At 63.6% G+C, this 20,757-nt stretch carries 16 protein-coding genes and 3 pseudogenes; 10 read left to right on the top strand and 9 right to left on the bottom strand.

What is annotated here, in order from left to right; translation table 11 throughout:
- Positions 1-43: 43 nt before the first annotated feature.
- Positions 44-838 carry a CbbQ/NirQ/NorQ/GpvN family protein gene (locus ABIA65_RS00490; RefSeq protein WP_241401550.1) on the bottom strand — a complete coding sequence of 265 codons (795 nt, stop codon included), beginning with the start codon at positions 836-838 and terminating at the stop codon, positions 44-46.
- A gap of 253 nt (positions 839-1,091) precedes the next feature.
- On the opposite strand from ABIA65_RS00490, the gene ABIA65_RS00485 reads away from it, so the two are divergent.
- Positions 1,092-1,400 carry a non-heme iron oxygenase ferredoxin subunit gene (locus ABIA65_RS00485; RefSeq protein ID WP_241401549.1) on the top strand — a complete coding sequence of 103 codons (309 nt, stop codon included), beginning with the start codon at positions 1,092-1,094 and terminating at the stop codon, positions 1,398-1,400.
- 30 nt (positions 1,401-1,430) lie between these two features.
- Positions 1,431-2,654, top strand: a complete 1,224-nt coding sequence (locus ABIA65_RS00480; protein WP_371746882.1) for an NAD(P)/FAD-dependent oxidoreductase — start codon at positions 1,431-1,433, stop codon at positions 2,652-2,654.
- Between the two features lie 8 nt (positions 2,655-2,662).
- Here ABIA65_RS00480 and ABIA65_RS00475 read toward each other — a convergent pair whose 3' ends face one another.
- The 4 genes from ABIA65_RS00475 to ABIA65_RS00460 form a co-directional block, all read right to left on the bottom strand.
- Positions 2,663-4,027, bottom strand: coding sequence for a ferredoxin--NADP reductase domain-containing protein (locus tag ABIA65_RS00475; protein ID WP_354522270.1), 1,365 nt, complete (start codon positions 4,025-4,027; stop codon positions 2,663-2,665).
- Entirely contained in the window at positions 4,020-4,283 is a 264-nt protein-coding gene (locus ABIA65_RS00470) for a 4Fe-4S dicluster domain-containing protein (protein WP_241401546.1), read from the bottom strand. The genes ABIA65_RS00475 and ABIA65_RS00470 overlap by 8 nt, the downstream gene beginning before the upstream one ends.
- Positions 4,280-6,487 (bottom strand): molybdopterin-containing oxidoreductase family protein, encoded by a 2,208-nt coding sequence (locus ABIA65_RS00465; RefSeq protein WP_241401545.1) that lies wholly within the window; start codon positions 6,485-6,487, stop codon positions 4,280-4,282. Before ABIA65_RS00465 ends, ABIA65_RS00470 begins: the two co-directional genes overlap by 4 nt.
- Before the next feature lie 115 nt (positions 6,488-6,602).
- On the bottom strand, positions 6,603-7,505 hold the full coding sequence (locus ABIA65_RS00460; RefSeq protein ID WP_354522269.1) for an alpha/beta fold hydrolase: 903 nt from the start codon (positions 7,503-7,505) through the stop codon (positions 6,603-6,605).
- Positions 7,506-7,697: 192 nt separating this feature from the next.
- Here ABIA65_RS00460 and ABIA65_RS00455 point away from each other — a divergent pair, with 192 nt between their 5' ends.
- The 3 genes and pseudogenes from ABIA65_RS00455 to ABIA65_RS00445 all read left to right on the top strand — a co-directional run bounded on the left by ABIA65_RS00455 (position 7,698) and on the right by ABIA65_RS00445 (position 9,718).
- Entirely contained in the window at positions 7,698-7,988 is a 291-nt protein-coding gene (locus tag ABIA65_RS00455) for a putative quinol monooxygenase (RefSeq protein WP_354522268.1), read from the top strand.
- A 476-nt stretch (positions 7,989-8,464) separates the two neighbouring features.
- The gene (locus ABIA65_RS00450; RefSeq protein WP_354522267.1) at positions 8,465-8,713 is read left to right on the top strand and encodes a hypothetical protein; all 249 of its coding nucleotides are present in this window, start codon (positions 8,465-8,467) and stop codon (positions 8,711-8,713) included.
- A 284-nt stretch (positions 8,714-8,997) separates the two neighbouring features.
- A pseudogene (locus ABIA65_RS00445) lies at positions 8,998-9,718 on the top strand (SDR family NAD(P)-dependent oxidoreductase).
- 74 nt (positions 9,719-9,792) lie between these two features.
- Here the strand turns inward: ABIA65_RS00445 and ABIA65_RS00440 are convergent.
- Positions 9,793-9,999, bottom strand: a pseudogene (locus ABIA65_RS00440) (hypothetical protein); the annotation flags it as partial.
- 428 nt (positions 10,000-10,427) lie between these two features.
- On the opposite strand from ABIA65_RS00440, the pseudogene ABIA65_RS00435 reads away from it, so the two are divergent.
- Positions 10,428-10,595: pseudogene (locus ABIA65_RS00435) on the top strand (acyl-CoA dehydrogenase family protein); the annotation flags it as partial.
- Between the two features lie 11 nt (positions 10,596-10,606).
- On the opposite strand, the gene ABIA65_RS00430 reads toward ABIA65_RS00435, so the two are convergent.
- From ABIA65_RS00430 to ABIA65_RS00420, 3 genes are all read right to left on the bottom strand, one after another.
- Positions 10,607-12,571, bottom strand: coding sequence for a prolyl oligopeptidase family serine peptidase (locus ABIA65_RS00430; protein WP_354522266.1), 1,965 nt, complete (start codon positions 12,569-12,571; stop codon positions 10,607-10,609).
- A gap of 75 nt (positions 12,572-12,646) precedes the next feature.
- On the bottom strand, positions 12,647-13,267 hold the full coding sequence (locus ABIA65_RS00425) for a TetR/AcrR family transcriptional regulator (protein WP_354522265.1): 621 nt from the start codon (positions 13,265-13,267) through the stop codon (positions 12,647-12,649).
- 131 nt (positions 13,268-13,398) lie between these two features.
- Positions 13,399-14,592, bottom strand: a complete 1,194-nt coding sequence (locus tag ABIA65_RS00420) for a M20 family metallopeptidase (protein ID WP_354522264.1) — start codon at positions 14,590-14,592, stop codon at positions 13,399-13,401.
- A 98-nt stretch (positions 14,593-14,690) separates the two neighbouring features.
- Between ABIA65_RS00420 and ABIA65_RS00415 the strand changes: the two genes are divergently transcribed.
- Genes ABIA65_RS00415 through ABIA65_RS00400 form a run of 4 tightly spaced genes read left to right on the top strand, consistent with a single transcriptional unit; the run spans position 14,691 to position 20,756 of the window.
- Positions 14,691-17,348 (top strand): ABC transporter substrate-binding protein, encoded by a 2,658-nt coding sequence (locus tag ABIA65_RS00415; RefSeq protein ID WP_354522263.1) that lies wholly within the window; start codon positions 14,691-14,693, stop codon positions 17,346-17,348.
- The gene (locus ABIA65_RS00410; protein ID WP_354522262.1) at positions 17,345-18,343 is read left to right on the top strand and encodes an ABC transporter permease; all 999 of its coding nucleotides are present in this window, start codon (positions 17,345-17,347) and stop codon (positions 18,341-18,343) included. Before ABIA65_RS00415 ends, ABIA65_RS00410 begins: the two co-directional genes overlap by 4 nt.
- The gene (locus ABIA65_RS00405; RefSeq protein WP_354522261.1) at positions 18,340-19,194 is read left to right on the top strand and encodes an ABC transporter permease; all 855 of its coding nucleotides are present in this window, start codon (positions 18,340-18,342) and stop codon (positions 19,192-19,194) included. The genes ABIA65_RS00410 and ABIA65_RS00405 overlap by 4 nt, the downstream gene beginning before the upstream one ends.
- Positions 19,191-20,756 (top strand): ATP-binding cassette domain-containing protein, encoded by a 1,566-nt coding sequence (locus ABIA65_RS00400; RefSeq protein WP_354522260.1) that lies wholly within the window; start codon positions 19,191-19,193, stop codon positions 20,754-20,756. The genes ABIA65_RS00405 and ABIA65_RS00400 overlap by 4 nt, the downstream gene beginning before the upstream one ends.
- The last annotated feature ends 1 nt before the right edge of the window (position 20,757 follow it).

Below are 20,757 nucleotides of genomic sequence, written 5' to 3'. Positions count from 1 at the left end.
TAGTTTGCGAGGAGGTTGAACCGCTCCGCGACGTTCGGCTCGATCACGGCCGGGTAAGAAACGCATCGGCCAGCTCGGCAAGTGAGCGGGACAGCTCGGCATCGTCGGTGAGGATCTCCACGATGCCCGCCCGCACCGCTCGGCGAGGTTCCAAGCCCTCGGCGATCAGCCTGGCCGTGAGAATCAGTGCGCGTGTGGAAACGACCTCGCGTAAGGGCGTGCCTTCGAGGCTTCGGACCGCGTGGCCCACCTTCACCAGCATCTGTGCGACTTCGACGTCAACACCGGCCTCGAAGGCGACGACCTCGGTCTCGACGGCGGGCGAGGGAAAGTCCAGTGAAATTGCCACGAACCTCTGCCGCGTCGAATCCTTGAGGTCCTTCAGCACGCTCTGATAGCCGGGATTATAGGAGACGACCAGCTGAAATCCCGGCGCGGCGTCCAAGGTGATTCCGAGGCGGTCGATCGGCAACTGGCGCCGGTGATCAGTTACGGGATGGATGACCACAGTGGTGTCCTGACGGGCCTCCACCACCTCGTCGAGGTAGCAGATCGCCCCTTCTCGCACCGCACGGGTGAGGGGGCCGTCGACCCAGACTGTCTCGCCACCTTTAAGAAGGAATCGCCCGACCAGATCGGCTGAGGTCAGGTCCTCATGACCCGCCACGGTCACAAGGTCGCGGCCCGACTCGTGCGCCATTGCCTCGACGAACCGGGTCTTCCCACAACCTGTCGGCCCCTTAATGAGAATCGGCAAGCCGCGACGGGCCGCGGCCCGGAACACTTCGACCTCGTCCCCCACTGCCCGGTAGAACGGCAGGTCGGATCCCAATGGCATTTCTCCTCCAGCGTGCTTCCGTTTGCGGCTCTGCCCGTGACTTATGAAGTGCTGCGGGCACACTGAATGTCTACTGATCGAGGGAGAACGGTCACAACAGGTTGTGCTGCTCAGCTGAACGACGAGTTGCGCAGGCCCACCAGCACAGGGCTAATCTCCGAGCGAAGAAGACGTTGGCCGGGCTGGAGCTACCTCGTTCGCCGAGCAAGCCAGCGGTCACGCCACGTCGCATCGGACCGAATCGGAGGCAAGTATGCCCGAACAGTTGGCTTGCAAGGTAGATGATCTCGCTGATGGCGAGTCGAAAACCATTGACACGGAACCAGCAATTGCCATTCATCGAGTGGACGGTGAGTTCTTCGCCACCGATGACACGTGCACGCACGAAGACTGGTCTCTCGGCGATGACGGTCTGCTCGATGGTCATCAACTCGAGTGCTGTCTTCATCAGGGCCGCTTCGATGTCCGAACCGGTGAGGCAACTCAGTTCCCGGCTACGGATCCATTGTGTACCTACCCCGTTCGCGTCGCGGACGGTGAGGTCTGGGTTGAGCTGCCCTAACAGCCTCCACGCGTCTTGGAAGGAATGTCGGTGACCGAACGACTCGTCATCATTGGAGCCTCCCTTGGAGGACTACGCGCTGCGGAAGCTGCCCGCAAGACTGGGTACACCGGCACCATCACGCTCGTCGGTGGTGAACCCCACGTCCCGTACGACAGGCCGCCGCTGTCCAAGGCATATCTCGAGAGCGACGAGCCCGAAAGCCCGGCCTTCCGGTCGGAAGATCAGCTGCGCGGCGAACTGGCACTGGACTTGCGCCTCAGCACGTGGGCGACGAGCCTCGACACCGACCGCAAGGCCGTGACGCTGAGGTCAGGCGAAGCGACGGGCGAACTCGACTACGACGCGATGATCATCGCGACTGGTGCTACTGCACGCATGCTGCCGAACATAGGCGATCTCGCGGGCGTGCACACACTACGGACGTTGGACGACGCGATCGCGATTCGTCGCGCCTTGGACACCGGGTCGCGCGCTGTAGTCGTCGGCGCGGGCTTCATCGGGTCGGAGGTAGCGTCCAGTGCGCGTAAGCGCGGGCTCGATGTCACCGTACTGGAGGCACTTCCGGTGCCACTTGTGCGTTCGGTGGGCGAGGAGATGGGTAAGGCCTGTGCGGACCTGCACCGCCGAAACGGCACCAATCTGCGGTGCGGTGTGAAGGTCGTCGGGCTGGAGAGCTCGTACGGCCGTGTAACGGGAGTCGCCTTGGACGACGGCACGGTTGTGCCCGCCGATGTCGTGGTCGTGGGTGCGGGGGCGGTACCGGCGACCGAATGGTTGTGTGAATCCGGTGTCGCGCTTCACGAACGGGACGGGGGTATCGTGTGCGATGCGTATCTGCGCACCAGCGCCGACAGCGTCTACGCGATAGGCGACGTCGCGCATTTCCCGAATCCGCTGTTCGACGACATCGTGATGCGTCTCGAGCATTGGAGTAACGCGTCCGAACACGGCGTGCTCGCAGCGACGAACGCGCTGGCCCCTGAGGACGCCAAGCCGGCGATGACAGTGCCGTACTTCTGGTCGGATTGGTACTCCAACAAGATTCAATTCGTGGGTATCCCGCAAGCCGACGAAATTCGAGTCGTCTCAAAAGAACTCGGTGAAGACAACTTCCTCGCGCTATATCGACGCGGCGATCGCATCACAGGCTGCATCAGCATCGACCGTCCACGTCAGATCATGAAGTTTCGCCGCCTGATCGCGCAGTCGAAGTCATGGTCGGACGGACTCGAGTTGGCAGGGGTGTCCTGAGCGCAGTTTTAGTGGCGCTGCGCGGTTGCTACCATCTCGTCGATAGTCACGAGCTTCCTTCTAGGCCGGCCGGCCGACTCGCCGGCACGCTGCTCCGAACGGTCGATACGTGACCAGCCCGACATCCCGATGTGCTCGGGTTGGCGTTCGATGATCAGATCGGTGATGTCGGAGGTCTCGGGTGCGGTCAGCAGACCGGCTTCGTAGTCCTCGAGTATGGCCCCTACGGTCTCGCGGGCGCACGTCTTGTTACTACCGATAACGCCGCTGGAACCCCGTTTGATCCAGCCAGTGACGTAGTGGCCCGGCAACGCTATGTCGGTGTCGGGTTCGAATACTCGTCCGCGCCTGTTCGGAACCACGGCGTTGGCGGCATCGAACGGCAGTCCCTGCAGTGGTCGTCCGCGGTAGCCCACCGATCGGAATACCATCCCAGCCGACAGCGTCCGGCTCTCGGTAGTGGCGTGTGCGACGACCGCCCCTCCTGGTTCGATGTCGAGTTCGTTGGTCACTAGCCGAACGGCTTCGACTTGCTCCGCGCCCACTATCTCCACAGGGGACGAGAGGAACTGAAACACAAGCCGTCGATCGCTACGTGAAGACTCCGACGCTCTCAACAGATCGGACATCGCCTTGGCTTTCAGGAAGCTCGCATACGTTTGGGCGTGGGCCGCCTGCGGTACTTCGAGCAGATCGCGGTCGACATTCGTGTGTACTGTCGCATTGAGGTCTGCGAGGGCGATCAATTCGGTTGCCGTGTAGCTTGCCTGGTTCGGTCCGCGACGGCCGACGATAACCACTTCCCTGATCGCGGATGTAGCGAGTGCCTCGAGGGCGTGGTCGGCGATGTCGGTGCGGCCGAATGAATCTGCTCCTAGCAACAAGATGCGCGCGACATCGAGCGCGACATTTCCGTTGCCGATCACAACCGCGCGATGGCCGCTGAAGTCGAACACGTTGGCGGTGTGATCGGGGTGACCGTTGTACCAGCCAACGAAATCCGCCGCGGCGTGCACCCCTCGAAGGTTCTCGCCCGGTATCCCAAGTCGCCGGTCGTCGGAGGCGCCGTGAGCGTATACGGCTGCGTGGTAGTGCTGGCTCAACTCGGTGACCGAGATGTGCTTGCCGACCTCGACATTGCCGTAGTAGTGAAAGCGTCCAGTTGCCAACGCCATTCGCAGGTACACGGCTGTCAACTTGCGGCGGTCGTAGTGATCCGGTGCTACCCCGTATCGAACGAGGCCGCCGGGGGACGGCAGGCGATCGTAGAGATCCACCGTGGCGTGGGGGTAACTGTTCAGGATCTCGACAGTCGCGTAAATGCCGGATGGCCCTGCCCCGACCACCGCCGTGCGCATGGGACTGCTATTCATTGCGGTGGTTGAAATAGCCGGCGTTCACCGCGGTGTAGACGTGCAGGCTCGCAGGGAACTCGCGCTCGGGCGTGATGGCTTCGATCGGGCAGGCTTCGCGGCAGGCGTTGCAGTTGACGCAAGCGACGGGGTCGATGTAGAGCATTTCCGCTGACCGGAAGTCCGCATCGTCGGGGCGTGGGCGAATGCAGTCCACGGGGCACGCGTCGACACACGCCGTGTCGAGGACACACGAGCCGAGTATCACGTAGGTCATCGAGCGGCCCCGATCGATGACTCCGGCGGTGCAGGCTCGCCGTGCGCTATCCTCTCGATCCGGACGTGAGTGGTGTTGAAGGTCGGTGTTTGTGACAGCCGATCCAGAGAAGTGCTGCTGACGAGGAGGTTTCGGTTCGTTCCATACGTAGTCGGAGCGTCGCCGAGCGGGTCGAAGGCGCGTGACCCCCATCCATGAGCCACGGCGATCATTCCCCGTCGACCACCTGTGGTGATACGCACGGGGATGTCGACCGTGCCGCTGTCGGAGACCAGGCGCACCACTTCGCCGTCAGTCAGGCCGAGTGCCTCCGCGTCTGCACGATCGATCTCGGCGTAGTTTCGACGTTCATTCACGTGAACGCCCGGAACGTCGTTGATCCACGAGTTCATCGACTCGCGAATGCGCCTGTTGATCAAGGTGAACGGGTAGGTCCGATTGGAGTCTGCCTTGCTGGAGAGCAGGCGGCGACACTCTTCGACGAGCACCTTTGGAGCAGCCTGCACTTTCCCGTCGGGGGTCATCAGAGCCTGCGCGAGGTCGCCGTAACGCTTTTCGCCGAACTGCAGGCCGTGCGGGCTGCCGGCGATGTCGCGGTATCGAACTCGGCGGCCGGCAGCGACCATGCCGCGGGTGATCCACTCTCCGTTCAGACCCAACTGCGGGCGGCCGGTGCGTTGTGCGAGCAGGCGGCTGAGTTTGGCGAAGGTATTGACTCCGCGGCGCCCGAAGAGCGGCCGCTTGAGATGCAATGCGAGTTCGAGAAAGAACTCCCATTCTTCCCATACCGAATCGGGTTTGGGCAGTACCTGGCGCGACATCTGCACGAACGGCGAGTTCGCAATGCCGGAAAATCCCGGATTCAGCTCACCGCGCTCCAGCCAGTGTGTCCCTGGAATCAACCAGTCGGCGTGTTGGTGACTCTCGCGTTGCACAATATCCACCGCGACGAGGAGATCGAGTTGACTGAGGGCGGCGTCCAACGCCGCACTGTCTGGTCCGCTGACGACAGGGTTGCCTGATGCGATCACCATGGCGCGAATCTGGCCTTGTCCGGGTACGCGGATCTCGTCGGCCAGCTCGGCAAGAGCGTGGAACCCGGCAATCGTCGGAAGACCGCGTAGCCGTGTGAGGTGCTCTGACGGTGGCGCCATCATCTCGAATGCCTTGGCGAGGTCGACGATGCCGCGTTCGAACCGCTTCCCGCCCGGAGTGTCTATACGATTGGTGATCAGGTTGACGACGTGGCCGAGCCATTCCCCGACGGTCCCACCCTCATTGTGTGCCACCCCCGTATGCGTGACGCACATCGCGGTACGGGCGGTGGCGAAATCACGTGCGATGTAGGTGATCGTTTCGAGCGGAACTCCGCATCGCTGCGCCAGCTCGTTGAGGTTCGCATCGGCGACGAGCCCGCGTAGTGTGTCCATTCCGGTCATGGCGACTGCGACCGGCGTGACGTCGAGTGACTCGTCCAAGATAACCTTGACGATCGCCAGCAGGAGCGCCCAGTCGGTCCCCGGCTCGATCGGTACGTGTAGGTCAGCGCGATCCGCGCTGTCCGAACGTCGGGGATCGACCAGTACCAACGTGGCGCCGCGGTCGCGTCGCTGAAGGACACGGTTCCAGCCGTTGGGAACGCTCTCGATCCAGCCGAACTTGCTCACCGAGGGATCCATGCCCAGGAGCAGGAAGTAGTCGCACTCATCGATGTCGCCTGAGAGTCCGAGTAGGTCTGAGCCGTACATGTTCTTCTGCACGACGTGAGCTGCATTCTGGTCAACCGAACCCACCCAGAACCGATTGCGTGTTCCTATCGCGTCCAATAGCCCGGTGAAGAAGATGGTGTTGTGGAACGCGAAACCCATGGGATTTCCGTGGTACGACCCGACTGCATCGGCGCCGTGTTTGTCGATGATCTTGTTGAGTCGTCGAGAGATGTCCTCAAGCGCTTCGGCATAGGTTGCGGGTTCGTACCGATCTCCTACTCGACGCATCGGCGACGTCAATCGATAGGGGTGGTTGCGGACCTCACCGGCTGTCAAGCCCTTACGGCAGAAGTCAGCCCAGCTATACGGATTGGAACGGTCGGGCTTGATCGACTCGATTTTCTCGCGGGATTCGTCGAGCGATATCTCGATACCGCACAACGACAAACAGTAACAACAATGGGTGTACACCGGCGATGGCTTCGTTGGGTGCATTGTCGTGATCCTCGTGGCTAGATTCGGTCTCGAGTCGAGCACGGCCAGTCAACAATGTCAGGAGTAGTCACTACTCTCGCCCGTCGCGACGGACACCGGCGCGGTGCGCCGAATCTCATCGGGTAACGAAATCGACAACCGCGTCTGAGAATGCGTCATTATCGTCACTTGCGGCGGTGTGGGCGGCGCCGGACAGCTCGACAAACTCGGCTGCCGGAACCTTCTTGAGGAAGTCCTGCACCCCCTTGGGGCTCACCACATCGGAGAGCTTGCCCCGAATGAGCAGGATCGGGATGCGCAGACTACTTGCTGCATGCTCCAACCGCTCGGTCCGCTCAGCACGACCGTCCTTCGGACGGGCTAGGAAGGCGGGGTCCCAATGCCAGTACCACCGACCGTCACGCAAGCGGAGGTTCTTCGTCAATCCCTCTGGGCTTCGGGGCTTCCTTCGGTGGGGGAGGTAGGCGGAAACGGCTTCAGCGGCCTCCTCCAACGACCCGAAGCCGTCAAGGTGATTCGACATGAAGTCACGGACGCGTGCGCTGCCGGACCGCTCGAATCGAGGTACTACATCGACGAGAATCAACTTGGTCACCGAGTCTTGGCCCGCCTTGTGCGCGGCCATGATTCCCGTCAGACCACCCATGCTCGCACCGATCAAAATGACGGGACGCCCGATTTGGTCGATCACTGCAAGCACATCCTCGACCATTACCTCAGCCGAGTAGTCCGCGTCGGGTGCACGGTCACTATCGCCGTGACCGCGAGCATCCAGCGTGATCACATGAGCGCCCTCGCGAGCGAGGACCTGGCCGGTATTCCGCCAGGACAGACGGGTCTGGCCGCCGCCGTGGAGAAGGACCACTGTGGGCTGTCCAACCGACGACGGTGACAATCGGTTCCACTCGTCGCCGATCAGGCCGATGTGACCAACTCCGCGGAAGGCGACCGTACGCGGTTCGATGTGCTCGGAACTCTGAGTAACCAAGGGGCACTCCTCTCGGGTGTTCGTGCACATTTCGTGTAACGCGCAGCCGAGCAGAACATGGTTGAACCGAGGAATCATGAGTAGCCGCTACTCTCCTGGCACGGTTGGTAGACGACAGCGTTCCGCAGGATTGAAAGAGTATCGACTACTCCTGACAGCGGTCCGATGTGCGAGCACCCTGTTTTAGGTCTGGATTGACCGGAACACGGACTAGGAGTGGACATGGTGACGGTACTCGCGCATCTTCGGGCGAAACAGGGCGCAGGTGATGCTGTCGAGGAGTTCTTGACCGAAATCGTTCCAGCAGCGCGTATTTGCGACGGCTGCATTGAGATCCGGGTCGTTCGGGAACTGGAGGACCCCGACCAGTTGGTGGTCATCGAGAAGTGGCGCGATCGGGCGAGCTTCGAGAAGTCGATTGCCTTGCGTGCCAAGTCTGAACTCGGCACGGACTTGGCGAGGAATCTTCAGAAGGAGCCGGTGATCCGCTTCTTCGCAGAGGCGAACGTCTGATCTGACGGGTCCGTGATCGTGCCATACCGAACGTGCGAGTACAACGTTGCTTGGGACCTTGCCCAAGCCGCGAAGCCCCACTTGGATAGGATTGATCGCGGGAGAGTCTTCGTGGCGATAGGTTCCGGCGATACGTTCGAGGTGGTTCGTGATCTCCTTACTCTGCTTGTCTCGCTGAAGGTTTCGATAGATCAAGACCTGCTACAGGAGTGCAGAGCGTGGCTCACCGGCTACGCGGGGTGTGAGGATGTGCTCTGTCTCCAGGTCTGTGTCGATAGTCTTGTGCCACTCGAGGTGCCGGAATCAACTTCCGCAGCGCCGACCGATCGGTTCTCGAACGACTCGCACTACCGGGTGTTTCCGAGCCGCCAGGCGGTGACTGTGCCATCTTGATTCGGGCCCGTTGTGACGGCTCGAATTCAGGACCACCTCAACGTCAGTTCCACAAGTATTGGAACAAGTTGGGTGGCGGCCCGATGGGACTGCAAGTGCCGGATGAGCCGCTGCACGGTGAGGCAGGCGTTGGCCAGTCCGGTCTGGCTGCCGCACAAGATTCCAGTGTGCAAGTCGCCGCGAAAGATCGCCACCGGCTCAGGAGCAGTGAGAACACGCCTGTGCTTGCGGTCGAGAATGACGCCGCGGCGATGCTGGCAGTCAAGCAGAAGAGGGCCGATGCGATGGTGGCCAACACGGACGGGCGTGCTGCGTTACTCCCTGGCGCATGACACCGGCAAGGACCTGGCTCACGTGCCCGGAATCCAGGTCGGTGTAGGCGATACATGTCTGCAGAAGGGCCATACCGAACTCGCAGCTGCTGGGTCACTCCAAAAGTGATCTGCCTCTAATGCCCGGTCTTGGGGGCCTGCAGACAGCACGCCATCGCCACGGACTAACGGTACGGGATCTGGGGTGCAATGAGTCCCGCTGAGCGGGCGAGGTCGCAGACACAGGTGCCAACAAACTGGCGCGCGACCAACGGCACAACAACGCACGAAGGGATAGCCAGGCCATGGCGATACTTGACATGTTCAGGCTTGATGGTCGAGTTGTCTTCGTCACCGGCGCATCCTCGGGTCTGGGCATCGCCTTCGTTTCCACCTGCGCCGAAGCGGGTGCTGACTTGGTGCTGACGGCTCGTCGCGAAGATCGACTTCGCCCAGACCGTCAAACTGGTCGAAGAGAGGGGGCGCGCTCGACGTTACCGGTAGTAGTCGATGTCACGGTTCGGGCGTATCGATGTACTGGTCAACAATGCGGGTGTGTGCACTGCTGTACCTGCCAGCCGCGAAACGCCAGAACAGTTCCGGGCAGTCATTGACATCAACTTGGCGGGCGCATGTTGGATCGCGTAATCGTGCGGACGGGTCATGCGCCCAGGCAGTTCAATAGTCAACATTTCCAGCATCCTCGGCATCACGATGGCAGGGCTACCGCAGGCCGCTTACAGCGCAAGCAAAGCGGGCTTACGCGGGCTGACGCGAGACCTTGCCCAACAATGGGGTGCACGCAAGGGAATACGAGTGAACGCGTTGACTCCGGGGTTCTTCACCTCGGAGATGACTGAGCAGTACCGCCCCGACTACGTCAATTCGGTGGTCTCACGGATCGTCGCCGGCAGGATGGGAGACCCGGAGGCACTGGCGGCCACACTAGTTTGGCTGATATCCGACGCTGGCGGCTGCGTCATCGGCCAGACCGTAGTAGTTGACGGTGGTGTGACGATCACGTGAAGCCATGCGCTGTTTCGAAGCGTGACTCGAGTGTGCGAGATCTGAGCGTCATCCCACGCGGTCAGGCCCATCGTCGCCACCGCAGCCGCCAACGACAGCGGCGCGGCGTTGTGCGTTCCCGCGTGACGGACCGTACCTGTACGGGCCGAACCCACCGCCTCGCGGCTGCCGACAACCATCGAGATGGGGAACCCTGAGGCCATTGCGTTGACGAACGTGGCGATATCCGGTGTGACATCCAGTCGGAGTGACGTACAGCATGATTGACGCGTCGGCTCCATGATCGCGGTAGATCAGCAGGTCGAATGCCCTGAACCCGTTGTGCAGGAGGATGACGCCGCCAGGAGTGCCACGCTGCTCCCTGGAGAACCCATCCCGGCGACGTCGGAGATCTCATAACATTCTGTGCGGCAGTCAATTACACGGCTCGGGCTCCATGGAGTGCGCTCGACCCCCGGGCGCGGCGAAGTTCACCGGGTAAGCCCGCACCCGATCCTGTTCGTCGTGGCCGTGGCCGTGGCCGTGGCCGTGGCCGAGCAGCACTTGGGGTCGTTCTGCCGGCGACGGTCTAGCGTTGGCTGACGTGCACAACCGTGTGGTTGTCGGTTTTGCCACGTCGATGACACAAAGCCTTGTGCAACGTGGGTGAGAAGGCTCAAAACGTGCAGTCCAGTCAGCCGCCAGTTGTCACCGAGACTGAGAAGCGACAGTCACCACGAACGCCGTTCAGCTGTTCGGCGGTTACGGCTACACGGTTGACTTCCCCGTCGAACGCTTCATGCGCGACGCCAAGATCACCCAGATCTACGAGGGCACAGTCTCCACCTCACGCTCACGCTGCTCGACCGTGGGCAGTGTCGCGGTGCGGACGAGCTAACCCGGCTTTCGTTACGTGATGTGGAGCCCGGTGTGCACCGCGCAGAAGGTGAGGATCTCGGTGAGTCGCTGAGCGGCTTCGATCGCTCCGGATGGACCGTGTCCCTGCTCGGCATGTACTCGAAGCAGGATCGGTGCATCCCCGGTCTGCAGGGTGCTCACCTTGTCGACCAACTGTCGAGCGTGGCTGGCCGGGCACCGTGGATCGTTGGCGCCAGCGACCACGAGCGTCGCCGGGTAGTCGGCGGCCTTGGCGTTGGCCAGGGGGTCGATGGCCTGCAGCCACGGACGCTCCTCAGGATTCGTTGCGTCGCCGTATTCTTCGCGGCAGATTGTGTAGAGCAACGGATTTCGGTCCATGTTCAGCAGGTCGATCGCCGGCACATCGGAGACCACCGCCGCCCACAGGTCGGGGCGCTGAGTCAGGGCGACGGCGGTGAGTAATCCGCCGTTGCTGGCACCGTAGATCGCCAGGTGGTCGCTGCTGGTCCAGCCGAGCTCGATCAGTTTCTCCGCGACGGCGTAGAAGTCGTTGAACGTGTTCTGCTTCTTCTCTCGCCGGCCGTCGCGCCACCAATCGGAACCGAACTCGCTGCCTCCGCGCGGGTGGGCGAGGACGTGGATGCCGCCCGCCTGCACCCAGGCGGCGTGGCCATTGATGTAGGCCGGGAGGTCCGCGACGTAGAAACCGCCGTAGCCGCTGAGGAAGGTCGGGTGCGGTCGGCTCAAGTCGAGGTCGGCACGGTGGATCACATGTGCCGGGACTTGCACGCCATCTGCGGACACCGCCGTGATGTAGCTGACTGTCAGGTCCTCGAGGGTCACCGATGGTGCCTCGAGGCACTCCAGCTGGTGCTCATCGAGGAGGTAGCGGTAGATCGCCGGTGATGTCGCGAGATCGGAGTAGAGGAAGGAGATCTCGTCTGTACCGCGAATGAACGCTGGCAGCGTCGGATAGGAGGCGCGCTCCAAGACCGCTCCGACACCGCCGCGGTCAGGCAGCGGTACAGCCGTCCGGTCGCGGGTCTTGAGGTCGATGAGGTCGAGGGCCGAGCTGCACTCGCGCAGACTCGCCACAACCATTGTGTCCCCGTAGATCTCGAAATCCGTTATCGGGTTGTTGGTTTCGGCGAGAATCTCTGTCCAGGTGTCGGGATGTGTCGGAGTCTCAAGCGGGATGCGCACAATGCGTCCACGGGGGGCGTCGTTGTCGGTGAGGGCGTAGAAGGCGCCGTCGGTGATGACACCCCGGAATGCGCCGGGCACACTGTCGAGGAAGGGCAGGACGCGGAGGTCCTCGGAGATGAGGAAGTCAACGCGCATCTCCGTGTTCCCGCTGGCGATGGCCACCCAGCGACCATCTCGCGAAACCTCGGGACGGGGGAACAGTAACGAATCGGGCAGGGGGGCCCTCCAGTCCGATGCCGGCTCGCCCAGGATGAACCGACGGACCAGCATCCGGACGGCATCCGCGGTGGTTTCCCTTGATACGCACCAGAATCCGGTGCTGTCAGGCAGCCAGGAAGGTGACATGTGGACATTCCACGGCACCCGGTCGGGCAGACGCTGCCCGCTGACGACGTCTACGAGGAACACCTCGTTGACTTCGGTGCCCTCAGCGGCGATCGAGTATGCGAGCACTTTGCCGTCCGGTGATGGCCGCACCCATCCCGCTGAGATCGGCGGGCCGCCTGCGACGGCGTGGTCGTTGAGGTCGACGAGCACGCGCGGTTCGCCGTCGACCGCGTCACGGACGGTGACGACGGGGAGTTCGGCGTGGGCGTCGAGGAGCTTCTGCTGGAACCAGAGGTCGCCTGCGCGAATGGGCGTCCAGCGCCTCGCGGCGTCGGAGTACAGCAGCACGGCGGCTCCGAACTCGGCGTAACCGTCGATCGCGTGCAGCGCTGTCAGGGTTTCAGCGGTGCGCTCGGCCTGCCACGCGCGACTGTCGGGACTGTCGGTACTCAGGTCTGGCACGGGGCTCCCTTGGATCGGCGAAGCCCCAAGTTTGGGTTGACCCAACTATTTTGTCAACACCCAAAGTTTTTGGGGCTACTCCGGCCACGCTCGCTCGAGCCGGGCGAGCAACTCGTCAACCCGCTCGCTGAACTCCGTGCTGGTCCACTGCTCGGTCACCTCGGCGAGCAGGATGGAGAGTGCGGCGACCGTCGCGTGCGCGGCCATGCGGGCCTGTGGCCGCGACCAGTGCGGGGCGTGATCGACGTATGCCTCCGCGAGGATCTCCCCGGTCTCATGACTGACCCGTAGATAGGCGCCCCACAGTGCGGGATCGGACCGCACGGCCTCGATGTAGTTGACGGTGTCACGCGCGTCAAAGGTGGCGCCACTGTCGGCCCCCTCTCGTATGAGATGGCGCAGGGCGGTGAACGGCCCTTCGCTGGTCGGACGAGTCGCTAGCAGGGTGGCGAGGTTGGTGGCGCTGCCGAGTTCCTCGACGACCGCGTCGAGCAGGTCAGTCTTGGTCTTGAAGTAGTTGAAGACCGTCGTGTCAGACACGCCAGCGAGTTCGGCGACCTCGACCATGCTGGTCGCGGAGGCTCCGTCGCGCATCATCAACAGTTGCGCAGAACGCAGGATCGCCTCCCGTGTCTGCTGGCGGTTGCGGTCACGCAGGCTCATACGCGGTGCCTCGCCGGGCCCGGTGGTCGACATCAACCCTCTCGCAATTCTCGGCGGCCAAGCCGAATGGCTTGATCTGACACGGAGCATAAGGGTGGTTGGTGAGTCCGGCGGTGATCACGGCCTTTCGGTCGCGCCGCTCCCTCGTTGGATGATCAAACCCTTCATAGGGTTTCGGGAGCACGCCGAGCCAGGTGAAGTTCCTGCACACGGTCTCGCTCTGATGGAGACTGTGCGAGGCCGACGATTGTGCGCGCGAGCATCACCGCCCCCTCGACGACGGCTTTGTCGGCGCTGGGTCCGGCCGCGGCCGCGGTGAATGCCGGTTGGTGGACGGAGGCCCCGTGTGCGTCGATGCCGACGATCGGGTGGATGGCTGGCATTACCTGCGTGACATTGCCCATGTCGGTGGAACCGAAGGGGGAGCTGGCTTCGATCTGTGCGCTGACGGGAGTCCTGCCCTGGCGCTGCATCTCTTTTCGAAACACGTCGGCAAGCCACCGATCGGGTGTCAGCTCAAGGTACGTCGGCTCCGTCTCCCGCACCTGAAACTCGCAGCCCGTTGCCACGGCACCCGCGAGGAAGCAGCCCGAGATCCTGTCTCGCAGCTTGCTCAGCGAGGAGGTGTTGTCGGCGCGCATGATGTAGTCCATCGCCGAGTACGCCGGGATCACGTTGGCGGCCTGCCCACCCTCGCTGATGATGCCGTGCACCATTTGACCTGGGTCCAGGTGTTGGCGTAGCAGGCCAACCGCGACCTGGGCCACGGTGGCCGCATCCGCGGCGTTCAGTCCCAGGTTGGGGGCAATGGCTGCGTGTGCTTCTCGCCCTAGATAGTTGACCGCCACCTGTGAGAGCGCTAGTGACCGTGCGTGAGCCATGTCGTAGGACCCGGGATGCAACATGACGGCTGCGGCGACGTCGTCGAACGCGCCGGCATCAAGCATTAGCGCCTTGCCGCCGCCGGCCTCCTCGGCCGGCGTGCCGAGCAGGACGACGGTCAAGTCCAGTTCGTCGGCCACGTCGGCCATGGCCAGCGCGGTGCCGACAGTGGATGCCGCGATGATGTTGTGACCGCATGCGTGGCCAATCTCCGGCAATGCGTCGTACTCCGCGCAGATGCCGACGACGAGTGAGCCGGCGCCGAAGACGGCGCGGAACGCCGTGTCCAAGCCGGCGGGCGCGGCGGTGATTTCGAACCCGCGCTCGGCGACCAATGCCTTCGTCTTGGCGCAGCTCCTGTGCTCGGCGAACGCGAGCTCTGGCTCGGCATGAATCGAATGGGACAGCTCGACGAGGTCTTGACTGCGTCGCCGGACGGCCGCTTCTACGGTGGTCAGCACATTGCCTGGGGACATCGCCGCAGTATGCCACCCGCTGACGCCTCGTATCGCCTATTGCAATGGAAATCCGAAAAACGATTGCTAACCACTATGTCCATGCAATAGTGCTAGCCGTGGATGAAGCACAGGGCGAGATCGAGGCGCTTACGCGTGCACTCGACCTTCACTCCCTCCGAATCTTGGTCGCCATCAACGAGACGGGATCTATCAGCGCCGCCGCCCGCGCCCTCGGGTACACCCAGCCCACGATCACGCAGCACGTACAGCGTCTGGAATCGAGGCTCGGGGCTCCGCTGGTGGCGCGGGCGGCGCGTGCCGCCCGCCTGACCCCGGCGGGGGCACTACTTGCCCAACACGCGCCGCGCATCGACGCGAGTATGACCGCGGCCGCGACAGAACTGGCCCGCCTGCTCGGCAGGCGCGCAGGCGCGGTCCGTCTGACGGGGCCTCCGGAGGCGATCGGCCTGGTTCTGGCGCCAGTGTCGGGTTGGCTCGCCGCGCACTTCCCGAGCCTCGACATCAGCGTTGCAGAGGCCGCCGACTCAGATGAGGCGGTAGCCATGCTGCAGGGTGGCCGCGCGGACCTCGCGATCGCGTTCGGCACCGTCGTCGGCGGACGGCGCCGGACCGGCCGACGGCGCGCTGGCACGCGATCGACGTTTCTGTTCGCGGAGGAGGTTGTCGCCCTGACGACGGCCGATGTTGACGCCGATGGGGCGCGTGTCAACCCGCGGGGGCTGGCCGATCAGCCCTGGATCGTGGGGCCTGGGACGTACAGCGACGCCGTCGCGGCCGCCGTTGGGCGAACCATCAACACCGGTGACACCGTCGTCACCCGCACCGAATCTGCTCTCGCCCTTGCCAACTGCGGACACGGCACGGTGTTTCTGGCCGAAAGTGCGCTGCAGGGGGCAACTCTGTCGGACAGGCTCCGAACGCTTGCACTCGAACCGCCGATCACCCGCCGCGTCACCGCAGTGACCCTCGCCGACGCCGCGGCGAGCCCGACCATCACCATCGCCCTGCGGGGTCTGGTCTCGTATCGCCCGGCGACTGTCGACATCGACGAACTCGTTGCCGCGCGCCGTCGAAGCGATAGTCACCGCGCCCGATTCCCCATCTCTGTCCGATCTCGCCCCTTTCCCGACGAAGAAAGTGCAAACATGCCGTTAATTCCTTCGGGCCGTGCAGCTCGAGCAACTGCAGTCCTGGCCACCGGCGCACTCGTGTTGGCCGGGTGTGCCGGCGGCGGCGTTCGCCAGTCGGCAGGAACCACCGACACCGGCGAACAGATCGAGCACATCACGGTCGCTCTTCCGGGGTCGCTTTCTAGCCTGTACGTCGGGCAGGAATCAGGGATCCTGAACTACTACGTGGCCTCCATCGCTCAGGAAGGTCTGGTCTCCCTCGATCAGACGGGGCGGGTACAACCGGGACTGGCGGAGTCCTGGACACAACCTAACGATGTCACCTACGTGTACGAGTTGCGCGACGATGCCAAGTTCCAGGACGGCACCCCCGTTACCCCCGAAGACGTCGTGTTCAGCCTCGACCAAGCCCGGAGTGAGACTGTGTCACCGGGCATTTCGAGCCAGATGGCCGGAGTCTCGTCCATAGAGAAGACAGGCGATCACGAGGTCACCGTCCGGCTGGCCAAGCCAGACGCCGCGTTCGCGAAGACGATGAGTGCCGCGGGTGCAGCCTTCATCACCTCCAAGGCGTTCTGGGAGCGCAACCAGGGCAAGGTGGGCACCTCCGGTGCGCTGCTGATGGGGACGAGCCCCTACAAGGTCACCGAGTTCGTCCCGGATTCGCACGTGAACTTCGAGCGCGTCGACAACTGGCGGGGTGAGGAGCCCAAGGTCAAAGACATCACCATCAACTTCATCGCCGACGATTCGACCCGGTTGGTCGCCGCTCAGTCCGGCAACCTCGACATGGCATTCAACGTCCCGCTCGCCCAGACCACACAGTGGGAAAAGCTGCCGAACATGCACGTCGACTACGTCAGTGACCTGTCGTATGTGGGCTTGTACCTGAACCCGAACATCGCGCCGTTAGACGACCCGAAGGTCCGCGAGGCCTTCGCCCATGCGGTGGATCGAAAGGCCTATGTCGAGAAGCTGCTGCGCGGACACGGCGAGGCGGCGACGGCCATCATGACGCCGGAATCCCTGACCAGCACGCTGTCGGCGTCCGAAGCCCGCGACAAGCTCGCCACGGTGCCGCAGCACGATTTCGACATGAATGCTGCCAAGGAAGCACTTGCGGCCTCGACGCATCCGGATGGGTTCGAGGTCGAAATCCTCACCCCCAGTACGGGTCCTCAGCTAGGGAAGGCAGCCCAAGCCCTCGCACAGAATCTCAAGGAGATCGGCATCGTGCTGAACGTGCGCGAAGTGCCCATCGAGGAATGGCTCGCCAGCCTGGACGCATCGTCGGACCATGGCATCGGGCTGATGTGGTACTTCTCCACCTCCGGAGACCCAGCCGAAGTGCCGACCTACCTGCTCGGCGCCGGTAACCCCGCGGGATACGTCAACCCCGCGATCAACGAACTGCTCGCCCAGGCCGGCGCGCAGCCGGACCCTGGCAAGCGCATCGATCTGCTGCTCAAGGCGGAGACGCTGCAGGCCAACGACATCGTGAACGTGCCGTTGTGGTGGGGACAGTCGGCGACCGCCTTCGCGAACAACCTGGGTATCCGGAGCAACACGCCGTTCACCTTCGTCGCCTCGTGGCCCACCCAGCTCTACCGGGCCCAGTCATGACCGATGTGCTGTCCGTGCGGCGACGCGCGGCACGCGTCGGGTGGCCAGCCGCGCGTCTGCTGGCGGTCCGCGCCCTGGGCACTCTCGCTGTGCTCATCGTGCTGTCGATCATGATCTTCGCACTGCTGTACCTGGCCCCCGGCGACGTCGTGAAGAATCTGCTCGGCAACCGCCCCGCGACACCGGAAGCGGTGGCAGCAATCCGTGCCATGTATCACCTCGACGAGTCCCCGGTCGAGCAGTATCTCCGCTGGCTCGGTGGATTCGTTCGCGGAGATTTCGGCCAGTCGGTGCGCTTGCAGGTGCCGGTGACCGAAGCGATTTCCCAGCGGGTCGGCATGACCGCCCTGCTGTGCGGATTCGCATTCACACTGGCGATCCTCGTTTCCGTCCCGCTTGGTGTGCTCAGTGCGGTGCGGGCGGGCGGCTGGATCGATCGCTGCGCCAGCGCCCTCGCCGTGGTTGGACTCAGCGCCCCTACCTTCGCGCTCGGGTTGCTTTTGCTGACCGTCTTCGCATACCTGGTGCCGATCCTTCCGGTCTACGGTGTCGGCGACGGTGGACTCGACACCGTCCGACATTTGACGTTGCCGGCGATCACCCTGGCGCTCGGGTTGGGAGCCATCGTGGTCAAACTCACCCGCACCGCGATGCTGCGTGAACTCGAGACCGACTATGTCAGCTCGGCGAGGGCACGCGGACTCTCCGAGGCAACGGTGTTGAGACTCGCGGTGCGCAATGCGGCGATCCCGATCACCACGGGTGCGGGATTGCTGCTCACCTTCCTCGTCGGCGGCACCGTCCTGGCGGAGACCACTTTTGCGCTGCCTGGTCTGGGCACTCTCCTGCGAGATTCAGTGTTGTTCAAGGACATTGCGGTCGTACAGTCGCTGACGCTGCTGGTCGCTTGTGTCATCACGGCCATCTCGCTGCTGGCCGACCTCGCCTACCTGTTGCTTGACCCACGGGTACGCCAGAGCGGGATCCCCGCATGACCGCGCCTGCCTTGCGTCGGCCGTTCCTTGGTTGGCGCCAACGCATTCCGCTGTCCACGCTTGCCTGTATCGCAGTGCTCATCGTGGCAGGCTTCGCCGCAGCGTTCGGTCGACTCCTGCTTCCTGACGCAATGCACCAAGACATCTTGACGGGGCTGGTCCCGCCGGGCTCGGCTGGACACCTATTGGGCACCGACGAATTGGGACGCGACGTCCTTGCCATGTCGGTCGCCGGCGCCGGGTCAGCCCTGCTGGGTCCGTTGTGCGTCGCTATGGGCTCGATGCTGGTCGGAGTCCTGCTCGGCACACTTGCTGGCTATGAGCGTGGCCCGATCGACTTTGTGATCAGCAGATGGACCGATCTGCTGCTGGCGCTGCCGCTGCTGTTGGCCGCGATCGTTGTGGGCGGCGTGCTCGGCGGCGGTTACTGGGTGACCGTCGTGCTCCTCATCATCCTGTTCTCGCCCTCTGACACCCGGATCGTGCGAGCCGGCGTGCTCGAACAATCCGCCCGTTCCTACGTCGAAGCGGCACAAATGCTCTCACTGTCGCGTTGGCGGGTGATGTTCGTGCACATCCTGCCGAACGTGTCGACATTGATCGTCACCAATGTGATGCTGAACGTCGCCTTCGCCCTGGTGGCCTTCTCATCGTTGTCATTCTTGGGCGTGGGGGTACCGCCGGGCACCGCCGATTGGGGAGCGCAGCTTGCCGCCAATCGGGAGATCATGTTCGACAATCCGGCGGCGGTGTTCGTGCCGGCGATTCTGATCGTCGTCGTTGCCTGCGCCGTCAATCTGGTGGGCGACTGGCTGGGACAGCGCCTTGCACAGCACGGGGAGACTCTGTGAACGGGATCAGTATCGACGGCCTGACCGTGATCGGCCGGGGCGGCCAGGTGGTCGAGCCGCTGGACGCGGCGATCACGCCGGGCAGCACCCTGGCCATCATCGGCGAGTCGGGATCGGGCAAGACGCTCACGGCGAAAAGTCTTGTCGGGCTGCTTCCCCGAGGATTCCACGCCGAGGGATCGTTACGGGTGGGCGCCGATGTTCTGCCGCTGAACGGCGGAGCCAAGGTGTGGCGATCGGCGCGGGGTGCCACCGTCTCGCTATTGCTGCAGGATCCGTTCACCAGCCTGTCGCCGGTCCACCGGTGCGGAGATCAGATCGCGTGGACGTTGCGGGCTGCTCGGGGCCACTCGCCCGGTACGCGCCAACGCGAGTCGGATGTTGCCGAACGCCTCGCCGAAGTGAAGCTGCCGCCGCATGTTGCGCGTGCCTACCCGCACCAGCTGTCAGGCGGAATGCGGCAGCGCGTCGCCATCGCGGCCGCGCTGGCCGCGAATCCGCGGCTCCTGATCGCCGACGAGCCGACCACCGCACTCGATGCGTCCAATCAGGCCGAGATACTCGACCTGCTGCGTTCGTTGCAACTGTCTCGTCAGCTCTCGATGATCCTGATCTCCCACGATCTCGGTCTGATTCGGGGACGCACGGACGAGGTGCTCGTGATGAAGATGGGCGCGGTCGTCGAACGCGGCGCGACGAAAGCAGTTCTCGGCGCGCCGCAGCATGAGTACACCCGCGCGCTCATCGACGCCGATCCGAGTCTGAGGGTCGATGGCGCCCACAGTCATGCTGGCGAACGGGGCCCGGATCTGGTGCGGGTGTCCGGACTCGGCAAGAAGTTCGGCGAACGACCTGTGCTGCATGAGGTCGACGTCCACATCGGTGTCGGCCGGATCATCGGTGTGGTCGGCGAATCTGGCTCGGGGAAGTCAACGCTGGCGCGCTGCATCGCGGGTCTGGATCGGCACGACCACGGCACGGTGGAGTTCGACGGCGCTGTCTTGTCGCCCGGTCGAGGCTCGCGCACGCCTCAGCAAATGCAGATCGTGTTCCAAGACCCCTACTCCTCGCTGAACCCGATGATGTCGGTGGGCGCGATCTTGCGCGAGGCCCTCCACGTCGCAGGGCGTCCCGCCGAGGAAGTATCGGCGTTGCTGGATACCGTGGGGCTGCCCGCGGACTTCGCCCGCCGACGGCCGGTCGAGCTGTCTGGAGGGCAGCGGCAGCGCATTGCCATCGCCCGCGCGTTGGCCCCCCGACCGCGGCTACTGATCTGCGATGAATCAGTTTCAGCACTTGATGTCTCGGTACAGTCGCAGATTCTTGATCTGCTCCTGAACCTGCGCAGCGAGCTAGGCCTCACGCTGTTGTTCATCTCCCACGACCTGGCCGTCATCCGGATACTCGCCGATGACGTCGTCGTGTTGCGCAGCGGGCGCGTGGTGGAGCACGGCAGCTGCGACGAAGTGCTCGACTCACCCCGCCATGAATACACACGCACGCTCGTATCGGCTGCCCTACGGGAAAACGCGGTAACGATCGTAGGCTCAGAACAGGAATGAC

This window comes from Mycolicibacterium sp. 624 (genome assembly GCF_040548615.1).
Taxonomy (GTDB): Bacteria; Actinomycetota; Actinomycetes; order Mycobacteriales; family Mycobacteriaceae; genus Mycobacterium.
This window is presented reverse-complemented; position numbering and strand designations above follow the sequence as displayed.